The organism is Pantoea sp. X-Soil-YNGN-775, assembly GCF_059730575.1.
In genome coordinates, this window is record NZ_AP035945.1 from 1,184,452 (window position 1) to 1,204,643 (window position 20,192).

The following is a 20,192-nucleotide window of genomic DNA, read 5'->3' on the forward strand; positions in this document are numbered from 1 at the left end:
AGCCACGATGAATCATTACCAACTCGAGACGCTGATCAATCAGCAGCTGGAGAGCCACAACTTCAGTGATTACGCCCCAAACGGCTTGCAGGTCGAAGGACGCAGCGAAGTCAAAACGGTGATCACCGGCGTCACCGCCTGTCAGGCACTGCTGGATGAAGCCGTAGCGCGTCAGGCCGATGCGATAGTGGTGCACCATGGTTATTTCTGGAAAAACGAACCGGCCGCGATCAAAGGCATGAAGCGTCGTCGCCTGCGTACGCTGCTGGCCAATGACATTAACCTCTATGGCTGGCATCTGCCGCTCGACGCCCATCCGCAGTTAGGCAACAACGCGCAGCTGGCGAAGCTGCTGGATATTGAGGTGCGCGGCGAAGTGATGCCGCTGGTGTTCTGGGGTGAACTGGCCGAGCCGCTCACCGGCCAGCAGCTGGCCGATCGCATTGCCGATAAGCTGGGACGTGAGCCACTGCACTGTGGCGACAACGCGCCGGCACTGATTCGCCGCATCGCCTGGTGCAGCGGCGGCGGCCAGGGCTTTATCGATCAGGCGGCTGCCTTTGGCGTGGATGCTTACCTGACCGGTGAAGTGTCGGAGCAGACCATTCACAGCGCGCGTGAACAGGGGCTGCACTTCTTCGCTGCCGGACACCATGCGACCGAGCGCGGTGGCGTCAAAGCGCTGGGCGACTGGCTGGCGCAACACCACGGTCTGGATGTGACCTTCATCGATATTCCTAATCCTGCCTGATCCCACTTCCGGTCCTGCGCCAGCCGCAGGACCTAAATCTGTTGACACATCTCCGTCACTTTCGCATAACTGTTTGCTTTAAGTAGATAAGCACACGGCTGATCCGTGCGCCGGAAACGGTCTGGCACGCGAGATTTCAGCTCAACGGGAGGTCGCTGTTGCAACGAGCACGTTGTTATTTACTGGGTGAACGCGCAGTGGTGCTGGAACTTGAACCACCCATCTCGCTGGCCAGCCAGCAACGAATCTGGGGTCTGAACCAGCGCCTGCAGGCGGTCGATAGCGTGCAGGAGGTGATCCCCGGCATGAACAACATCACCCTGATACTGCGTGATCCACAGCAGAGCGCGCTGGACGCCATTGAGCGGCTGCAGCGCTGGTGGGAAGAGAGTGAAGTGCAGATACCGGAATCGCGTCAGGTGGCGATCCCGGTTATTTATGGCGGCGAGAGCGGCCCCGATCTGGCGGTGGTGGCCGAACATGCCGGACTCTCCATTCGTCAGGTGGTGGAGTTGCACAGCAGTACCGAATACGTGGTCTATTTCATCGGTTTTCAGCCCGGCTTTCCCTATCTGGGAGGGCTGGATCCGCGTCTGCATATCCCACGTCGGGCAGAGCCGCGCGTCACCGTACCCGCCGGATCGGTTGGTATCGGCGGCAGCCAGACCGGTGTCTATCCACTGGCGTCACCGGGCGGCTGGCAGCTCATCGGTCAGACGCCGGTTGCGTTGTTTGATCCGCTGCAGCAACCGCCGACGCTGCTGCGACCCGGCGATACGGTGCGCTTCGTGCCACAGAAGGAGGGCGTATGTTGAGGATCCTGCGGGCCGGACTGGCGGCCACCATTCAGGATGCGGGCCGTCACGGCTGGCGACAGTACGGTATCAGCCTCGGTGGGGTACTGGATCAGCCCGCGATGACCACCGCCAACTTACTGGTAGGGAATGCGCCAGACAGCGCGGTGCTGGAGGTGGTGCTTGGCCAGTTTAAAGCGGAGTTTGCCCGTGATGGTTGGTTTGCGCTGACCGGCGCTGGCTGTAACGCGGAGCTGGACGGTCAGCCGGTGTGGACCGGCTGGCGCACGCAGGTCAAAAAAGGGCAGGTGCTGTCGCTGGCGATGCCGGTTCATGGCATGCGAAGCTATCTGGCAGTGCAGGGCGGATTCGATCTGCCAGCGATGCTCGGTTCTGTCAGCACCGATCTGAAAGCCGGATTTGGCGGGTTCCACGGGCGCAGGCTGCAGGATGGCGATTGCCTGCCGCTGGGTAAACCGACCCGCCAGTTTGCGCGCAAAGCGGGCGTCCGGCAGCTGCTGTGGGGCAACCGCATTCGCGCGCTGCCGGGCCCGGAATACCATGAATTCAGCCGCGAGGCGCAGCAGGCGTTCTGGCGTACCGCGTGGAAACTCAGTCCGCAAAGTAACCGGATGGGATACCGACTGGAGGGGCGTCAGCTCAACCGGGAAACCCCGCGTGAACTGCTGTCACACGGACTGGTTCCGGGCGTGGTGCAGGTGCCACCTAACGGTCAGCCGATTGTGCTGATGGCCGATGCTCAGACCACCGGTGGCTATCCGCGTATCGCCTGCATTATTGAGGCTGACCTCTATCACCTGGCGCAAATCCGGCTGGGTGAACCGATTCACTTTATTCATTGCACTTTGCCGGAGGCGATGCAGGCGCGTCAGCATCAGCAGCGTGCGCTGGACCAGATGGTGTGGGGACTCGCTAATGAAAATTGATTTAAACGCCGATCTCGGTGAAGGCTGCGACAGCGACCGTGCGCTGCTGCAACTGGTTAGCTCGGCCAACATCGCCTGTGGCTTTCATGCCGGCGATGCCCAGACCATGCTGCAATCAATCCGCTGGGCGAAAGACGCCGGGGTAGCGATTGGCGCACACCCGGCTTTTCCTGACCGCGAAAACTTTGGCCGCAGCGCGATGCAGCTGCCGCCGGAAACGGTCTATGCCCAGATGATCTACCAGATCGGTGCGCTAAAGAGCCTGGCAGAAAGCGAAGGCGCGCGGCTGGTTCATGTTAAGCCGCACGGCATGCTGTACAACCAGGCGGCGGCGGATGCGGTGCTGGCCGACACCATTGCCCGGGCGATTAAAGCGGTGGACAGCCAGCTGATAGTGGTCGGTCTGGCGGGCAGTGAATCGATTCGGGCGGCGGCTCACTATGGCCTGCGCACCCGTGAAGAGGTGTTTGCCGATCGCGGTTACCTCAGCAGCGGGGCGCTGGTGCCGCGCAGCCAGCCCGGTGCGCTGATTGAGGATGAACAGCAGGCGATCGACCAGACGCTGAACATGGTGCAGCAGGGCAAGGTAAAAAGTATCAGCGGGGAATGGGTCGCGGTTAAGGCACAAACCGTCTGCTTACATGGCGACGGGGCGCACGCCCTGCAGTTTGCCCGGCGGCTGCGTGATGCCTTTGCCGCCCAGCAAATCAGCGTCACCAGTGCCTGAATAATAATGCTTAGCCCGGCTGTGCCCGGGCTTTTTCATACTCTAAGGGGAAAAGATGGATAGCGTGGTAAATCTCTGGCCGCTGCTTGGCATTGCAGCCATCATTATCGGCTTCGTATTACGGTTTAATCCGGTGCTGGTGGTTATTGTCGCCGGTTTCGTCACCGGCTTAGCGGCCATGATGCCGTTAGCCGACATTCTGGAAAAGCTCGGTTCGGGCTTTCTCAACACCCGTAACCTGCCGCTGATTCTGTTGCTGCCGCTGGCGGTGATCGGCCTGCTGGAGCGTCACGGTCTGAAGGAGCGGGCGCAGGCGTGGATCGCCCAGATTAAAACCGCTACCGCTGGCCGACTGCTTATCGTCTATCTGCTGGTGCGCGAACTGACTGCAGCGCTCGGCCTGACCAGCCTCGGTGGCCATCCGCAGATGGTGCGCCCGCTGTTGGCTCCGATGGCGGAAGGGGCGACGGAAAACCGTTATGGTGAGGTTTCGCCAGAGGTGCGCCATCGTCTGCGCGCGATGTCGGCGGCGACTGATAACGTCGGCCTGTTCTTTGGCGAGGATATTTTCGTAGCCTTTGGCGCGATTATCTTTATGCACAACTTTATGCAGGAGTCGGCCGGGATTCAGACCGAACCACTGCACATTGCTCTGTGGGGTATCCCGACCGCGGTAGCGGCCTTCCTGATCCACTCGGCCCGCCTGGTACGGCTCGATCGGCGGTTAGCCCGTGAGTTACAGGTGCTGAACGGCCAGGCACTGAAAGCCAAAGGAGGGCAGTGATGTTTCAGCAACAATATCTGATGTGGCTGGCAGGGCTGATCCTGCTGGTAGTGGCGGTGCTCTCCTGGGGCGATCGCGCCAACCCGCGCCGTTTAACCACCGGCCTGTTCTGGGCGCTGTATGGCCTGATTTTCCTGGTTGGCGACTGGACCACACAACTGATGACGCAGTGGATGGGATCGGCAGCCGCCGGCAGCCGGATGCTGAACATTAGCGTCGGGGTTGCGGTGGTGGTGATGGCGCTGATTGCCGGTTTAGGCGGGGTTAAGCTTGGCCGTTATCATCAGCGTAGCGATGAGGAGAAGCAGGCCAGTGCGCTGCGCCTGCGCAATAAACTGTTCCTGCCTGCGCTGGCGATCCCGGTGGTGACGGTCGCGGGCGTGCTGGCCTTTAACCATATCCCGGGCTTACAGGATACGGTGTTTGGTCCTGGTAACCACGCGACGCTGGTGACGCTGTTTTCGATGATGATCGGCTGCCTGATCGGCTGGCTGGTGGCGCTGAAACTGACGCATGAGAAACCGGTGCAGTCGATGCAGGAGACCCGACGGCTGCTGGATGCTATTGGCTGGGCATTTATCCTGCCGCAAATCCTCGCCACTTTGGGGCTGCTGTTTACCAGCGCTGGCGTCGGCAGTGCGATCTCCCATCTGACCGAAACGTACCTGGCGGTCGACAGTCGCTTTATCGCGGTGGCGGTTTATGCCGGTGGCATGGCGCTGCTGACCATGGTGATGGGCAACGCCTTTGCTGCGTTTCCGATTATCACGGCGGGCGTCGGCATTCCGATTCTGGTGCTGCAGCACGGCGGCAATCCGGCGGTGATGGCAGCCATCGGGATGTTCTCCGGCTACTGCGGAACGCTAATGACGCCGATGGCGGCTAACTTCAACATCGTCCCGGCGGCGCTGCTGGAGCTGCCGGATCGTAACGCGGTGATCAAAGCTCAGGTCCCGACCGGTGTGCTACTGTTAATCGTTAACATTTTCCTGCTCTATTTCCTGATGTTCCTGTGAGGCTGAATGAAAACTGTCCTGATGACCGCCTTTGAACCGTTTGGCGGTGAAAGCATTAACCCGTCATGGGAAGCGGTCAGTGCGCTGGAAGGCAAAGAGATTGCTGGCGCGCGAATCGTTATCCGTCAGTTGCCGGTGGTGTTTGCCGGGGTGCTGGATGTGCTTTACCAGGCGCTGGATGAGGTGAAACCGGATGCGATTCTGTCGGTAGGACAAGCGGGCGGACGCAGCGACATTACCGTTGAACGCATCGGCATCAACGTGGATGATGCGCGTATTGCCGACAACGCCGGCCATCAGCCGGTTGATGAACCGATTGTGGCTGACGGTCCGGCGGCCTATTTCTCGCGTTTGCCGATCAAGGCGATTGTGGCCGCGCTGCGTCAGGCGGGGATTCCCGCCTCGGTGTCACAGACCGCCGGGACCTTTACCTGTAACCGGGTGATGTATGGTCTGCTGCACTGGCTGGCCCAGCAGCAGACGCCGGTGCGCGGTGGCTTTATCCACATCCCTTATCTGCCGGAGCAGGCGGCGTTGCACCCTGGTGCGCCTAGCATGTCGGTCGCCAGTGTGATTCAGGCGCTGGAAATTGCGGTCCGGGTGACGCTCGAGACCGCTGAAGATCTGAAAATAGCCGGCGGCGCCACACACTAAGAGGATGCACGATGCCTGAAGGACCAGAGATTCGCCGGGTGGCGGATCAGCTTGAGACCGCGATTGTCGGCCAGCCGTTAACCGAGGCGTGGTTTGCCTTTCCGGCGCTGAAAACTTACGAACCGGCGCTGATTGGCGAACAGGTGCAGGCGATTGAGACCCGCGGCAAGGCGTTGCTGACACATTTCAGCAATGGCCTGACGCTCTACAGCCACAATCAGCTGTATGGCGTCTGGCGCATCGTCACGCCCGAAACGGAATTACAGACCACCCGACAGTTACGGGTGCGGCTGGCGACCGCCGATCGGGCGATTCTGCTGTATAGCGCGTCGGATATTGAGTTGCTAAATGCCGATACGCTGGCGGCACACCCGTTTCTTAACCGCATCGGCCCGGATGTGCTGAGCAGCGCGCTGACGGTGGATGAGGTCAGACAGCGGCTGCTATCACCGCGCTTCCGGCGGCGTCAGTTCAGCGGACTGTTGCTCGATCAGGCTTTCCTGGCCGGTCTGGGCAACTACCTGCGGGCTGAGATCCTCTGGCTGGCGCAGCTGTTGCCGCATCACCGGGCGCAGGATCTGACCGAGGATCAGCTGACCGCATTCAGCGATGCGCTACTGTCGGTGCCGCGTCATGCTTATCGGATGCGCGGCACGATGAAGAAATATCATCATGAAGCGGCATTTCAGTTCGAGGTGTTTCACCGTCAGGGGAAAAAATGCCGGCGTTGTGGCACGGTGATTGAGAAGGGCACCTTATCGTCGCGCCCTTTTTACTGGTGTCCGGGCTGTCAGCATTGAGTGCCTGACGGCAGCCATAAAAAAAGCGGGGCCAGATGGCCCCGCTTTTTCGTTGAAAAATAACGTTTATTTATCCAGCTGCGAGTTGAATTCGCGCTCGGTATAACCGGTATAGAGCTGACGTGGACGGGCGATTTTCATCCCTTCGTCGTGCATCTCTTTCCAGTGCGCGATCCAGCCAACGGTACGCGCCATCGCGAAGATCACGGTGAACATTGAGGAAGGAATTCCCATCGCTTTCAGAATAATACCGGAGTAGAAATCGACGTTTGGATAGAGTTTGCGCTCGATGAAGTAAGGGTCGTTCAGCGCAATGTGTTCCAGTTCCATGGCCACTTCCAGCAGATCGTCCTTCATACCCAGCTCATTCAGCACTTCATGGCAGGTATCGCGCATCACGGTGGCGCGCGGGTCGTAGTTTTTGTAAACCCGGTGACCAAAGCCCATCAGACGGAAGGAGTCATTTTTGTCTTTCGCACGTTTCACAAACTCAGGAATGTGCTCAACGGTGCTGATCTCTTCCAGCATGCGCAGTGTCGCTTCGTTGGCACCGCCGTGCGCCGGTCCCCACAGGGAGGCGATCCCGGCGGCGATACAGGCAAACGGGTTAGCGCCAGAAGAACCGGCAGTACGCACGGTTGACGTTGAGGCGTTCTGCTCATGGTCAGCATGCAGGATCAGGATACGGTCCATAGCGCGTTCCAGTACCGGGTTAACCTTGTACTCTTCGCACGGCGTCGCAAACATCATGTGCAGGAAGTTACCGGCATAAGAGAGGTCATTACGCGGGTAAACAAACGGCTGACCGATGGAGTATTTGTAGCACATCGCGGCCATGGTCGGCATTTTGGACAGCAGGCGGAACGCGGCGATTTCGCGGTGACGCTCAATATTAACGTCCAGCGAGTCGTGGTAAAACGCCGCCAGCGCGCCGGTCACGCCACACATCACCGCCATCGGGTGTGAATCACGACGGAAGCCGTGGAACAGACGGGTAATCTGCTCATGAATCATGGTGTGACGGGTAACGGTGGTACGGAATTCTTCAAACTGCTTCTGATTTGGCGCTTCGCCATTCAGCAGGATGTAGCACACTTCCAGATAGTTGGAGTGGGTCGCCAGCTGGGCGATCGGGAAGCCGCGGTGCAACAGGATACCTTCATCACCATCAATAAAGGTGATTTTTGACTCGCAGGATGCGGTAGACGTGAAACCCGGATCGAAGGTAAACAGTCCACTGGAGCCGAGGGCGCGGACATCAACCACATCCTGGCCTAGCGTGCCTTGCAGCACATCCAGTTCAACGGACGTTTCATCTTGTAGGGTTAGCGTCACTTTTTTATCTGTCATTTTCGTCTCCATAGCGCCTTAGGCAGGTAAAGATCTTTAGACACCTGAAACGCGTTCATGTTGCGGTTGGCAAAACTTCACAGCATCACTCTGCTGTCTTATGGCTGGTGCAGGGTACAGAGTGAGAGGCGCGTTCCCAGCAGGAACCGTAGAGCCATGACATGCTGCATATCGCGGTTGTTAAAGATCCGGTCAGGACATAACTTCTTGGTAACCAATAACCTGATGCTTTTTAATGCTTACGTTCGCAATGTTACATAACTTGCGCTTAGGGGAAAGTGTATCCCCATAACTTTTGTGCATCATAGGAATTTGTAGCGTTAGTTTGTAACTGAATTGTTGAACTATTGTCAAATCAGATAATTAAAATTGTATCAATTGTGAAAATCGTGAGTAGGATCACTGTTCCATCTAAAATTTACCAAAGAGTTTGTAGGGGAATTGTAATCAGAATGTGATCCTCCTATACTCCTGCCAGGTCTCCGGAACACCCTGACACCAGGAGCCACCCAGCGTTTCTACCGCGTCAATTAACACTGGATGTTGCTTTTTTGGTGACGGTTAAAGTCTGCCACGCGTTGTGATTAGACTCCGCCTCAGGTCCGGAGGAAGCAAAATAAAAAAGAGCTGTGTGGGCAAAACCGTGAAAAAACAAAGACCTGTCAACTTGGATCTCTCGACGATCCGGTTTCCCGTTACTGCAATATCGTCCATTCTTCACCGCGTCTCCGGCGTAATCACCCTGGTTGCTGTTGGCATCCTGCTGTGGCTACTCGGTCTCTCACTCTCCTCTCCGGAAGGTTTCCAGCACGCCGCTACCATCATGGATGGCTTCTTCGCGAAGTTTATCATGTGGGGCATTTTAACGGCGCTGGCCTACCACGCGGTGAGCGGGATTCGTCATATGTTGATGGATTTTGGTTATCTGGCTGAAACCCTGCAGGTGGGTAAGCGTTCAGCTTATATGACTTTTGTAATCACTGTCGTGCTGGCAATTCTGGCGGGAGTCCTCGTATGGTAAGCAATGCATCCGCGTTGGGTCGCAACGGTATCCAGGACTGGCTGCTGCTGCGGGCAACCGCAATTCTGATTACGCTCTACATCGTCTATATCCTCGGTTTTGTAGTGATGACTGACACGCTGACCTATGAGTTGTGGCGTGGCTTCTTCGCTTCCGCATTCACCAAAGTGTTCACCCTGCTGACGCTGTTCTCGATTCTGATCCACGGCTGGATTGGCATGTGGCAGGTGTTAACAGACTACGTCAAATCGCTGCCAACCCGTCTGGTGTTGCAGTTTGTGATTGTGGTGGCGCTGTTGTGGTATGCGATTTATGGATTTGTTGTGGTGTGGGGTGTGTAAATGAGTTTGCCAATCAGAGAGTTTGATGCCGTGGTGATCGGCGCAGGTGGCGCAGGAATGCGAGCCGCACTGCAAATCTCCCAGGCCGGCCAGAGCTGTGCTCTGTTATCAAAAGTTTTCCCGACCCGTTCCCACACCGTATCTGCGCAGGGCGGTATTACCGTCGCGCTGGGTAATACCCATGAAGATAACTGGGAATGGCACATGTACGACACCGTCAAAGGCTCCGACTATATCGGTGACCAGGACGCGATTGAATATATGTGTAAAACCGGCCCGGAAGCGATTCTGGAGCTGGAACACATGGGCCTGCCGTTCTCGCGTCTGGATGATGGTCGTGTCTACCAGCGTCCGTTCGGCGGCCAGTCGAAGAATTTCGGTGGCGAGCAGGCGGCACGTACCGCGGCGGCAGCGGACCGTACCGGTCACGCCCTGCTGCACACGCTGTATCAACAGAACCTGAAAAATAAGACCACCATCTTTTCTGAGTGGTACGCGCTGGATCTGGTGAAAAATGCTGACGGTGCGATTGTCGGCTGTACCGCGATTTGTATCGAAACCGGTGAGACCGTCTACTTCAAAGCCAAAGCCACCGTGCTGGCAACCGGCGGGGCAGGCCGTATCTACCAGTCCACCACCAATGCGCATATCAACACCGGCGACGGCGTAGGTATGGCGCTGCGCGCAGGCGTACCGGTGCAGGATATGGAGATGTGGCAGTTCCACCCAACCGGCATCGCTGGCGCGGGCGTGCTGGTGACCGAAGGCTGCCGTGGTGAAGGCGGTTATCTGCTGAATAAACATGGCGAGCGCTTCATGGAACGCTACGCGCCGAATGCGAAAGATCTGGCGGGCCGTGACGTGGTTGCGCGCTCGATGATGATCGAAATTCGCGAAGGTCGCGGCTGCGACGGTCCGTGGGGGCCGCACATTAAACTGAAACTCGATCACCTCGGTAAAGAGGTGCTTGAATCACGTCTGCCTGGCATTCTTGAGCTGTCACGCACCTTTGCCCATGCCGACCCGATTAAAGAACCGATTCCGGTGATTCCGACCTGTCACTACATGATGGGCGGTATCCCGACCAAAGTGACCGGTCAGGCGCTGCGGGTGAATGAGCAGGGTGAAGACGTGGTGATTCCTGGACTGTTTGCAGTGGGCGAAATCGCCTGCGTATCGGTGCACGGTGCCAACCGTCTGGGTGGCAACTCGCTGCTCGACCTGGTGGTGTTTGGCCGCGCTGCGGGTCTGCATCTGCTGGAAAGCATTCAGGAGCAGGGCGAGCTGCGCGATGCCTCTGAAGATGATATTGATGCGGCGATGGCGCGCTTCAACCGCTGGGAAAATAACACCACCGGCGAAGACCCGGTTGAGATTCGTAAAGCGCTGCAACGTTGCATGCAGAATAACTTCTCGGTATTCCGTGAAGGCGATGCAATGGCGCAGGGCCTGGAAGAGCTGAAAGTGATCCGTGAACGCCTGAAATCGGCGCGTCTGGATGACCGCTCGCCGGACTTCAACACGCAGCGTATTGAATGTCTGGAACTGGACAACCTGATGGAGACGGCGTTTGCCACGGCGGTGGCGGCTAACTATCGCACCGAGAGCCGCGGTGCACACAGTCGCTTCGACTTCCCGGATCGTGATGATGAGAACTGGCTGTGCCACAGTCTTTATGTCCCGGAAACCGAGAGCATGACGCGCCGTGAGGTGAACATGCAGCCGAAACTGCGCGCGGCCTTCCCGCCGAAAGTGCGTACCTACTAATTTCGGAGACGATCATGAGACTCGAGTTTTCAATTTATCGCTACAATCCAGAGGTCGACGACAAACCGCGGATGCAGGATTACAGCCTGGAATCGGAAGATGGTCGTGACATGATGCTGCTGGACGCGCTGATTCGTCTGAAAGAGAAAGATCCGACGCTGGCGTTTCGTCGCTCATGCCGTGAAGGCGTCTGTGGCTCCGACGGCCTCAACATGAACGGTAAAAACGGACTGGCCTGCATCACGCCGGTCTCTGCGCTGGGCAACGGTAAACAGAAAATTGTTATCCGTCCGCTGCCGGGTTTACCGGTGGTGCGTGACCTGGTAGTAGACATGAGCCAGTTTTATGCACAATATGAGAAAATTAAGCCTTTCCTGTTGAATAATGGGGAAAATCCGCCGGCACGTGAGCATCTGCAGTCGCCGGATGAGCGCGAACATCTGGATGGATTATACGAATGTATTCTCTGTGCCTGCTGCTCAACCTCATGCCCATCATTCTGGTGGAACCCGGAGAAGTTTATCGGGCCTGCCGGCCTGCTGGCCGCGTACCGCTTCCTGATCGACAGCCGCGACACCGAAACCGATGCGCGTCTCGACAATCTGAACGACGCTTTCAGTGTATTCCGCTGTCACAGCATCATGAACTGTGTGAGCGTATGCCCGAAAGGGCTAAACCCGACGCGCGCCATCGGCCATATTAAGTCGATGCTGCTGCAACGGGGGGCATAAGCACCACACCATCCGGGAACCTCAGGTTCCCGGTGGTTTACGGAAGCCTCTGTAAGCGCGGTCTGGTACCACGTTTACAAAGGTTCCCTTACGGGCCACGCGCGCGCTGCGCACAGTGCTCGTATCGCTGAACTCACTACGGCAAACCGCGAAAGCGGCAACAAATGAAACCTCAAAAAAGCATAGCAATGCTTAAGGGATCACAATGCAGAACAGCGCGATGAAGCCCTGGCTGGACTCCTCCTGGCTGGCCGGCGCGAACCAGTCTTACATAGAGCAACTCTATGAGGATTTCCTGACCGATCCTGACTCTGTCGATGCAGTGTGGCGCTCGATGTTCCAACAGTTACCGGGCACCGGAATGAAACCTGAGCAGTTTCACTCCACCACACGTGAGTACTTCCGTCGCCTGGCGAAAGATGCATCTCGTTACACCTCATCCGTCTCCGATCCAGAAACCAACTCGAAGCAAGTGAAAGTGCTGCAGCTGATTAACGCGTTTCGTTTCCGCGGCCATCAGCACGCTAATCTCGATCCGCTCGGCCTGTGGAAGCAGGATCGGGTTGCCGATCTGGACCCGGCTTTTCACGATCTGACCGACGCCGATTTTCAGGAAAGCTTTAACGTCGGCTCTTTTGCCATCGGCAAAGAGACCATGAAGCTGGCCGATCTGTTCGAGGCGCTGACCCAGACTTACTGTGGCTCAATTGGTGCAGAATATATGCACATCAACAACACCGACGAGAAACGCTGGATTCAGCAGCGTCTTGAGTCGGCAGTGGGCCATGCGTCATTCAGCCGCGAAGAGAAAAAAGGTTTCCTGAAAGAGCTGACCGCGGCAGAAGGGCTGGAAAAATATCTCGGAGCTAAATTCCCGGGCGCCAAACGTTTCTCCCTCGAAGGGGGCGATGCGCTGGTTCCGATGCTGCGCGAAATGATCCGTCATGCCGGTAAAAGCGGCACCCGCGAAGTCGTGCTTGGCATGGCGCACCGTGGCCGTCTCAACGTACTGATCAACGTGCTGGGTAAAAAGCCGCAGGATCTGTTCGACGAGTTCGCCGGTAAGCATAAAGAACACCTCGGCACCGGTGACGTGAAGTACCACATGGGCTTCTCGTCTGACGTCGAAACCGAAGGTGGCCTGGTGCACCTGGCGCTGGCGTTTAACCCGTCGCATCTGGAGATCGTCAGCCCGGTGGTGATGGGATCGGTACGCGCCCGTCTTGACCGTCTGGAAGAGCCAAGCAGCAACAAAGTTTTACCTATCACCATTCATGGTGATGCCGCCGTAATCGGCCAGGGCGTGGTGCAGGAAACCCTGAACATGTCTCAGGCGCGCGGTTACGAAGTGGGCGGTACCGTTCGCATCGTGATCAACAACCAGGTTGGTTTCACCACCTCCAACCCGAAAGATGCGCGTTCAACGCCGTACTGCACCGACATCGGCAAAATGGTGCTGGCCCCTATTTTCCACGTCAACGCTGATGACCCGGAAGCGGTGGCGTTTGTGACCCGTCTGGCGCTCGATTATCGCAACACCTTCAAACGTGATGTGTTTATCGATCTGGTCTGCTATCGCCGTCATGGTCACAACGAAGCCGATGAGCCGAGTGCGACCCAGCCGCTGATGTACCAGAAAATCAAAAAGCACCCGACGCCGCGTAAAATCTATGCTGACCGTCTGGAAAGTGAAGGGGTAGCGACCCAGGAAGATGCGACCGAAATGGTCAATCTTTACCGCGATGCGCTGGATGCCGGCGAATGCGTGGTGCCAGAGTGGCGTCCGATGAGCCTGCACTCCTTTACCTGGTCGCCTTACCTCAATCATGAGTGGGACGAGCCGTACCCGGCCCAGGTCGACATGAAACGTCTGAAGGAACTGGCGCTGCGTATCAGCCAGGTGCCGGAAGAGGTGGAAGTCCAGTCACGCGTCGCTAAGATCTACAACGACCGTCGACTGATGGCCGAAGGCGAGAAAGCCTTTGACTGGGGCGGTGCTGAAAACCTGGCATACGCCACGCTGGTGGATGAAGGCATTCCGGTTCGCCTGTCGGGCGAAGATACCGGTCGCGGTACCTTCTTCCACCGTCATGCGGTGATCCATAACCAGGCAAACGGCTCGACCTATACTCCGCTGCACCACGTGCACAGCGGCCAGGGCCAGTTCAAAGTCTGGGATTCCGTGCTGTCAGAAGAAGCGGTGCTGGCGTTTGAATATGGTTATGCCACCGCAGAGCCACGCATTCTGACTATCTGGGAAGCGCAGTTCGGTGACTTCGCCAACGGTGCGCAGGTAGTGATCGACCAGTTCATCAGCTCCGGCGAGCAGAAATGGGGCCGGATGTGTGGCCTGGTGATGCTGCTGCCGCACGGCTATGAAGGCCAGGGTCCTGAGCACTCCTCTGCGCGCCTTGAGCGCTATCTGCAACTCTGCGCTGAGCAGAACATGCAGGTCTGCGTGCCGTCAACGCCAGCGCAGGTTTATCACATGCTGCGTCGTCAGGCGCTGCGCGGAATGCGTCGTCCACTGATTGTGATGTCGCCAAAATCGCTGCTGCGTCATCCGCTGGCGATCTCCACACTGGATGAGCTGGCTAACGGCAGCTTCAAACCGGCGATTGGCGAAGTTGACGATCTCGATCCGCAGGGCGTGAAACGCGTGGTGCTTTGCTCCGGTAAAGTCTATTACGACCTGCTGGAACAGCGCCGTAAAAACGAGCAGACCGATGTCGCTATCGTGCGTATCGAGCAGCTCTATCCGTTCCCGCATCAAGCGGTACAGGAAGCTTTAAAAGCGTATTCCCATGTGCAGGATTTTGTCTGGTGTCAGGAAGAACCCCTGAATCAGGGCGCCTGGTACTGCAGCCAGCATCATTTCCGTGAAGTTGTGCCATTTGGTGCCACCTTACGTTATGCAGGCCGCCCGGCATCCGCTTCACCAGCCGTGGGTTACATGTCCGTACACCAAAAACAGCAGCAAGACCTGGTTAATGACGCGCTGAACGTTGATTAATTAAAAGGAAAGATAATGAGTAGCGTAGATATTCTCGTTCCCGACCTGCCTGAATCGGTTGCCGATGCCTCCGTGGCAACCTGGCACAAAAAACCAGGCGATGCAGTCACTCGCGATGAAGTGCTGGTCGAAATTGAAACTGACAAAGTGGTGCTGGAAGTGCCTGCATCCGCTGACGGCATCTTAGAAGCCGTGCTGGAAGAAGAGGGCGCAACCGTCACTTCACGCCAGATCCTCGGTCGTCTGAAAGAAGGCAACAGCGGCGGTAAAGAGAGCAGCGCGAAGTCTGAAAGCAAAGAGTCGACTCCGGCTCAGCGTCAGACCGCTTCACTGGAAGAAGAGAGCAACGATGCGCTCAGCCCGGCAATTCGCCGCCTGATCGCAGAACATAACCTTGATGCCTCGCAGATCAAAGGCAGCGGTGTTGGGGGTCGTCTGACCCGTGAAGATGTTGAAAAACATCTGGCCAACAAGCCTGCTGCGCCGAAAGCCGCCGCTGCGCCAGCCGCTGACAGTGCGCCACAGCCTGCGGTTGCTAACCGCAGCGAAAAACGCGTGCCGATGACCCGTCTGCGTAAGCGCGTGGCAGAGCGTCTGCTGGAAGCGAAGAACAGCACCGCGATGCTGACCACCTTCAACGAAATCAACATGAAGCCGATCATGGATCTGCGTAAGCAGTACGGCGAGGCTTTCGAGAAGCGTCACGGCGTGCGTCTGGGCTTCATGTCCTTCTACATCAAAGCGGTAGTTGAAGCGCTGAAACGCTATCCGGAAGTGAATGCTTCTATTGATGGCGAAGATGTGGTTTACCACAACTACTTTGACGTCAGCATTGCGGTCTCCACGCCACGCGGCCTGGTGACGCCGGTGCTGCGCGATGTCGATGCGCTGAGCATGGCTGATATCGAGAAGAAAATTAAAGAACTGGCGGTGAAAGGCCGTGACGGCAAGCTGACGGTTGACGATCTGACCGGCGGTAACTTCACCATCACCAACGGTGGCGTCTTCGGTTCGCTGATGTCGACCCCGATCATCAACCCGCCACAGAGTGCCATCCTCGGCATGCACGCCATCAAAGATCGTCCTATGGCGGTCAATGGTCAGGTGGTGGTGCTGCCAATGATGTATCTGGCGCTCTCCTACGATCACCGTCTGATCGATGGCCGTGAATCTGTCGGCTACCTGGTTGCGGTGAAAGAGATGCTGGAAGACCCGGCGCGCCTGCTGCTGGATGTCTGATTTTCATCGGGCGCGCCTCGCTGCGCGCCCAACCTCTTTACTCTTTTCAGACCTGAATGGATAGAACATCATGAACTTACACGAATACCAGGCGAAACAGCTGTTTGCACGGTATGGCATGCCGGCACCCACCGGTTACGCCTGTACTACACCACGTGAAGCGGAAGAAGCTGCCTCGAAAATTGGCGCCGGCCCGTGGGTAGTAAAATGTCAGGTTCATGCCGGTGGCCGCGGTAAAGCGGGCGGTGTGAAAGTGGTTAACAGCAAAGAAGAGATTCGCGCCTTTGCTGAAAACTGGCTGGGCAAACGCCTGGTGACCTATCAGACAGATGCGAACGGCCAGCCGGTAAACCAGATTCTGGTTGAAGCCGCAACCGACATCGACCAGGAGCTTTACCTGGGCGCGGTGGTCGATCGTGCAACGCGTCGCGTGATCTTCATGGCATCAACGGAAGGCGGCGTGGAAATCGAAAAAGTGGCGGAAGAAACCCCGCACCTGATCCATAAAATGGCGCTCGATCCGCTGACCGGTCCACAGCCTTATCAGGGCCGTGAGCTGGCATTCAAACTGGGCCTGTCCGGTAAGCTGGTCGGTCAGTTCACCAAGATCTTCATGGGTCTGGCGACCCTGTTCCTCGAGCGCGATCTGGCGATGGTTGAGATCAACCCGCTGGTGATCACTAAGCAGGGCGATCTGATCTGCCTGGATGGCAAACTGGGTGCCGACGGCAATGCGCTGTTCCGTCAGCCAGAGCTGCGCGAAATGCGCGATCCAAGCCAGGAAGATCCACGTGAAGCTCATGCTACACAGTGGGAACTGAACTATGTCGCCCTGGAAGGCAACATCGGCTGTATGGTGAACGGCGCAGGTCTGGCGATGGGAACCATGGACATCGTTAAGCACCACGGCGGTCAACCGGCGAACTTCCTTGATGTTGGCGGCGGCGCAACCAAAGAGCGCGTCACAGAAGCCTTCAAAATCATCCTGTCTGACGATGCGGTTAAAGCCGTTTTCGTTAACATCTTCGGCGGTATCGTACGCTGTGACCTGATTGCTGACGGCATCATCGGCGCAGTGGCTGAAGTGGGTGTGAACGTGCCAGTGGTGGTACGTCTGGAAGGTAACAACGCCGAGCTGGGCGCCCAGAAACTGGCGGACAGCGGTCTGAACATCATTGCAGCAACCAGCCTGACAGACGCCGCACAGCGTGTTGTTGCTGCCGCGGAGGGTAAATAATGTCCATTCTGATCGACAAAAACACCAAAGTCATTTGCCAGGGTTTCACCGGTGGCCAGGGGACTTTCCATTCTGAGCAGGCGCTGGCCTACGGCACCCAACTGGTTGGCGGCGTAACGCCAGGCAAAGGCGGCACCACCCATCTGGGCCTGCCGGTGTTCAACACCGTGCGTGAAGCCGTAGAAGCGACCGGCGCAACCGCCACCGTGATCTACGTGCCGGCTCCGTTCTGTAAAGATGGCATCCTTGAAGCGATCGATGCAGGCATCAAACTGATCATCACCATCACCGAAGGCATCCCGACGCTGGATATGCTGACCGTGAAAGTGAAGCTGGATGAAGCAGGCGTGCGGATGATTGGTCCAAACTGCCCAGGCGTGATCACCCCAGGCGAATGCAAAATCGGCATCATGCCGGGTCACATTCACCAGCCGGGCCGCGTCGGCATCGTCTCACGTTCAGGTACGCTGACCTATGAAGCCGTTAAGCAGACCACCGACATCGGCTACGGCCAGTCGACCTGTGTCGGTATCGGCGGTGACCCGATCCCAGGTTCTAACTTTATCGACATCCTGAAAATGTTCCAGGACGATCCACAGACCGAAGCGATCGTAATGATCGGTGAGATCGGTGGCAGCGCGGAAGAAGAAGCGGCGGCGTTCATCAAAGAGCACGTCACTAAGCCTGTAGTCGGTTACATCGCCGGTGTGACGGCGCCAAAAGGCAAGCGTATGGGCCATGCGGGCGCCATCATTGCTGGTGGTAAAGGTACGGCAGACGAGAAGTTTGCGGCACTGGAAGCGGCCGGCGTGAAAACCGTTCGCAGCCTGGCTGACATCGGTGATGCGGTGAAAGCTGTCCTGCCGGCGAAGTAAGCCAAAAGATCGAACATCAAAGCCACCTGCGGGTGGCTTTTTTTATGCCTTCTATTGCCGCAACCGCTCACGCTGTTGAATCGTCGGCTCTGCAGAATCACCGCCAGAAAAACGCCCGGCGTTAATCAAAAGCAGCAAAGGTAATATATTTTAAATACTATTCAGCCCGACGATGACATCCTGATAACAAGAAACCGACCTGACCCTATCTGGAAATTTATTACGTTATTCCAGATCAATTATTCGCGAGTTATATCCAACTATTCCGCTGGCAAAGCGTAACGCTAAAGGCGTAAATTGCGCTACATCAATTCAGCCTTTCACACAAACTTTCACACGTTTGCTCTACCCGGGGTGACACCCGCTTTTCTGTTGTTTTTGCATACGTTGGGATTAGCGCTGCATTGACAGTCAGGGCTGCTTTATCCGTTATTTACCAGCAACGGGCAGCTCATCACCCTGTTCTGTTGGGTATAAAAAACTGGAATTAATAAACAGTCGTTCCTGACTCAGATTACGCGCGCCTCTGTGATGCGCGTAACGGGATAATACGAGGAGCAAGGAGTCATTATGTTAGATATCGTCGAGCTGTCGCGGTTACAGTTTGCCTTAACGGCGATGTACCATTTTCTGTTCGTGCCTTTAACGCTGGGTATGGCGTTTTTGCTGGCGATCATGGAGACGGTATACGTCCTGAGCGGCAAACAAATTTATAAAGATATGACCAAATTCTGGGGCAAGTTATTCGGTATTAACTTCGCGCTTGGCGTGGCGACCGGCCTGACCATGGAATTTCAGTTCGGGACCAACTGGTCATATTACTCCCACTACGTCGGCGATATCTTTGGTGCGCCGCTCGCCATTGAAGGGCTGATGGCGTTTTTCCTCGAATCCACCTTTGTCGGCCTGTTCTTTTTTGGCTGGGATCGGCTGGGTAAAGTGCAGCATCTGGCCGTCACCTGGCTGGTGGCGCTGGGCTCAAACATGTCGGCGCTGTGGATCCTGGTGGCGAATGGCTGGATGCAGAATCCGATCGCCTCTGAGTTCAACTTCGAAACCATGCGCATGGAGATGGTCAGCTTCTCTGAGCTGGTACTCAACCCGGTTGCCCAGGTCAAATTCGTCCATACCGTGGCGGCAGGCTACACCACCGGTGCGATGTTTATTCTCGGCATCAGCGCCTGGTATCTGCTGAAAGGACGCGATATCGCCTTTGCTAAACGCTCCTTCGCCATTGCGGCCAGCTTCGGCATGGCGGCGGTGCTGTCGGTAATCGTACTGGGTGATGAGTCCGGTTACGAAATGGGTGACGTGCAGAAAACCAAGCTGGCAGCGATTGAAGCCGAATGGGAAACCCAGCCGGCGCCGGCGTCGTTTACCCTGTTTGGCCTGCCGGATCAGGAGACCCGCGAAAACAAATATGCCATTCAGATCCCGTGGCTGCTTGGCCTGATCGCTACCCGATCCACCGACACACCGGTTACCGGGCTGAAAGATCTGATGGCGCAGCATGAAGTCCGCATCCGCAACGGCATGAAAGCCTACGCCTTGCTGAATGAACTGCGTGGCGGCAGCCAGGACCCGGCGGTACGCGAAGCCTTCAACAGCCACAAGCAGGATCTCGGCTATGGTCTGCTGCTGAAACGCTATACCGCTAACGTCTCTGACGCCACCGAAGCGCAAATCCAGCAGGCGACGCAGGATTCTATTCCGCGCGTGGCGCCGCTCTATTTCGCGTTCCGCATCATGGTGCTGTGTGGTGTGCTGCTGCTGGGCGTGATTACGCTGGCCTTCTGGAGCGTCATCCGTAACCGCATCGGTAAGAACCGCTGGTTACTGAAAGCGGCACTGTTCGGTATTCCACTGCCGTGGATTGCCATCGAGTCAGGCTGGTTTGTGGCGGAATATGGCCGTCAGCCGTGGGCCATCGGTGAAGTGCTGCCGACCGCAGTCGCTAACTCATCGCTGACGGTAGGCGATCTGCTGTTCTCCATGATCCTGATCTGCGGTCTCTACACCCTGTTCCTGGTGGCTGAGATGTACCTGATGTTCAAATTCGCCCGCCTTGGGCCGAGCAGCCTGAAAACCGGGCGTTACCATCATGAACAGATCACGGCGATAACTCAGCCGGTGCAGGGATAAGGA

General features: G+C 57.0%; 18 protein-coding genes. 17 read left to right on the forward strand and 1 reads right to left on the reverse strand.

The genetic code is table 11. The features are described 5' to 3' along the window. The first annotated feature begins 7 nt into the window (after window positions 1-7). From AC6I8I_RS05525 to nei, 8 genes are all read left to right on the forward strand, one after another. Window positions 8-751 (forward strand): type 2 GTP cyclohydrolase I, encoded by a 744-nt coding sequence (locus AC6I8I_RS05525; protein ID WP_312053716.1) that lies wholly within the window; start codon window positions 8-10, stop codon window positions 749-751. Between the two features lie 158 nt (window positions 752-909). Next, complete coding sequence (gene pxpB / locus AC6I8I_RS05530; RefSeq protein ID WP_312053718.1) at window positions 910-1,566, forward strand: 5-oxoprolinase subunit PxpB; 657 nt, start codon at window positions 910-912, stop codon at window positions 1,564-1,566. Beyond that, the gene (pxpC, locus tag AC6I8I_RS05535; protein ID WP_497819764.1) at window positions 1,560-2,492 is read left to right on the forward strand and encodes a 5-oxoprolinase subunit PxpC; all 933 of its coding nucleotides are present in this window, start codon (window positions 1,560-1,562) and stop codon (window positions 2,490-2,492) included. Before pxpB ends, pxpC begins: the two co-directional genes overlap by 7 nt. Next, complete coding sequence (gene pxpA, locus AC6I8I_RS05540; RefSeq protein ID WP_312758052.1) at window positions 2,482-3,219, forward strand: 5-oxoprolinase subunit PxpA; 738 nt, start codon at window positions 2,482-2,484, stop codon at window positions 3,217-3,219. The genes pxpC and pxpA overlap by 11 nt, the downstream gene beginning before the upstream one ends. A 55-nt stretch (window positions 3,220-3,274) precedes the next feature. Further along, window positions 3,275-4,003: a DUF969 domain-containing protein gene (locus tag AC6I8I_RS05545; protein ID WP_312758050.1), complete on the forward strand. Its 729-nt coding sequence runs from the start codon at window positions 3,275-3,277 to the stop codon at window positions 4,001-4,003. Then, a complete protein-coding gene (locus AC6I8I_RS05550; protein ID WP_312053726.1) occupies window positions 4,003-5,019 on the forward strand; it encodes a DUF979 domain-containing protein in 1,017 nt (338 codons plus the stop codon). The genes AC6I8I_RS05545 and AC6I8I_RS05550 overlap by 1 nt, the downstream gene beginning before the upstream one ends. Before the next feature lie 6 nt (window positions 5,020-5,025). Continuing rightward, window positions 5,026-5,673 (forward strand): pyroglutamyl-peptidase I, encoded by a 648-nt coding sequence (pcp, locus tag AC6I8I_RS05555; RefSeq protein WP_312053728.1) that lies wholly within the window; start codon window positions 5,026-5,028, stop codon window positions 5,671-5,673. An 11-nt stretch (window positions 5,674-5,684) separates the two neighbouring features. After that, a complete protein-coding gene (gene nei / locus AC6I8I_RS05560; protein WP_312758047.1) occupies window positions 5,685-6,473 on the forward strand; it encodes an endonuclease VIII in 789 nt (262 codons plus the stop codon). 66 nt (window positions 6,474-6,539) lie between these two features. Here the strand turns inward: nei and AC6I8I_RS05565 are convergent, their stop codons facing one another. Beyond that, the gene (locus AC6I8I_RS05565) at window positions 6,540-7,823 is read right to left on the reverse strand and encodes a citrate synthase (RefSeq protein WP_233984890.1); all 1,284 of its coding nucleotides are present in this window, start codon (window positions 7,821-7,823) and stop codon (window positions 6,540-6,542) included. A 631-nt stretch (window positions 7,824-8,454) separates the two neighbouring features. On the opposite strand from AC6I8I_RS05565, the gene sdhC reads away from it, so the two are divergent. The 9 genes from sdhC (at window position 8,455) to cydA (ending at window position 20,189) form a co-directional block, all read left to right on the forward strand. Further along, window positions 8,455-8,844 (forward strand): succinate dehydrogenase cytochrome b556 subunit, encoded by a 390-nt coding sequence (gene sdhC / locus AC6I8I_RS05570; RefSeq protein ID WP_312053731.1) that lies wholly within the window; start codon window positions 8,455-8,457, stop codon window positions 8,842-8,844. Beyond that, window positions 8,838-9,185, forward strand: coding sequence for a succinate dehydrogenase membrane anchor subunit (gene sdhD / locus AC6I8I_RS05575; protein ID WP_031374822.1), 348 nt, complete (start codon window positions 8,838-8,840; stop codon window positions 9,183-9,185). The genes sdhC and sdhD overlap by 7 nt, the downstream gene beginning before the upstream one ends. Further along, window positions 9,186-10,952: a succinate dehydrogenase flavoprotein subunit gene (gene sdhA, locus AC6I8I_RS05580; RefSeq protein WP_312758044.1), complete on the forward strand. Its 1,767-nt coding sequence runs from the start codon at window positions 9,186-9,188 to the stop codon at window positions 10,950-10,952. A gap of 14 nt (window positions 10,953-10,966) precedes the next feature. Further along, window positions 10,967-11,683, forward strand: a complete 717-nt coding sequence (locus AC6I8I_RS05585) for a succinate dehydrogenase iron-sulfur subunit (protein WP_312057627.1) — start codon at window positions 10,967-10,969, stop codon at window positions 11,681-11,683. 205 nt (window positions 11,684-11,888) lie between these two features. Beyond that, the gene (sucA, locus tag AC6I8I_RS05590) at window positions 11,889-14,696 is read left to right on the forward strand and encodes a 2-oxoglutarate dehydrogenase E1 component (RefSeq protein ID WP_312057626.1); all 2,808 of its coding nucleotides are present in this window, start codon (window positions 11,889-11,891) and stop codon (window positions 14,694-14,696) included. A 15-nt stretch (window positions 14,697-14,711) separates the two neighbouring features. Next, window positions 14,712-15,935 (forward strand): 2-oxoglutarate dehydrogenase complex dihydrolipoyllysine-residue succinyltransferase, encoded by a 1,224-nt coding sequence (gene odhB, locus AC6I8I_RS05595; protein WP_312057625.1) that lies wholly within the window; start codon window positions 14,712-14,714, stop codon window positions 15,933-15,935. Between the two features lie 70 nt (window positions 15,936-16,005). Beyond that, window positions 16,006-17,172: an ADP-forming succinate--CoA ligase subunit beta gene (gene sucC, locus AC6I8I_RS05600; protein ID WP_046288453.1), complete on the forward strand. Its 1,167-nt coding sequence runs from the start codon at window positions 16,006-16,008 to the stop codon at window positions 17,170-17,172. Then, a complete protein-coding gene (sucD, locus tag AC6I8I_RS05605; protein WP_021508535.1) occupies window positions 17,172-18,047 on the forward strand; it encodes a succinate--CoA ligase subunit alpha in 876 nt (291 codons plus the stop codon). The genes sucC and sucD overlap by 1 nt, the downstream gene beginning before the upstream one ends. Before the next feature lie 570 nt (window positions 18,048-18,617). After that, the gene (gene cydA / locus AC6I8I_RS05610; protein WP_497828409.1) at window positions 18,618-20,189 is read left to right on the forward strand and encodes a cytochrome ubiquinol oxidase subunit I; all 1,572 of its coding nucleotides are present in this window, start codon (window positions 18,618-18,620) and stop codon (window positions 20,187-20,189) included. Window positions 20,190-20,192: the final 3 nt, after the last annotated feature.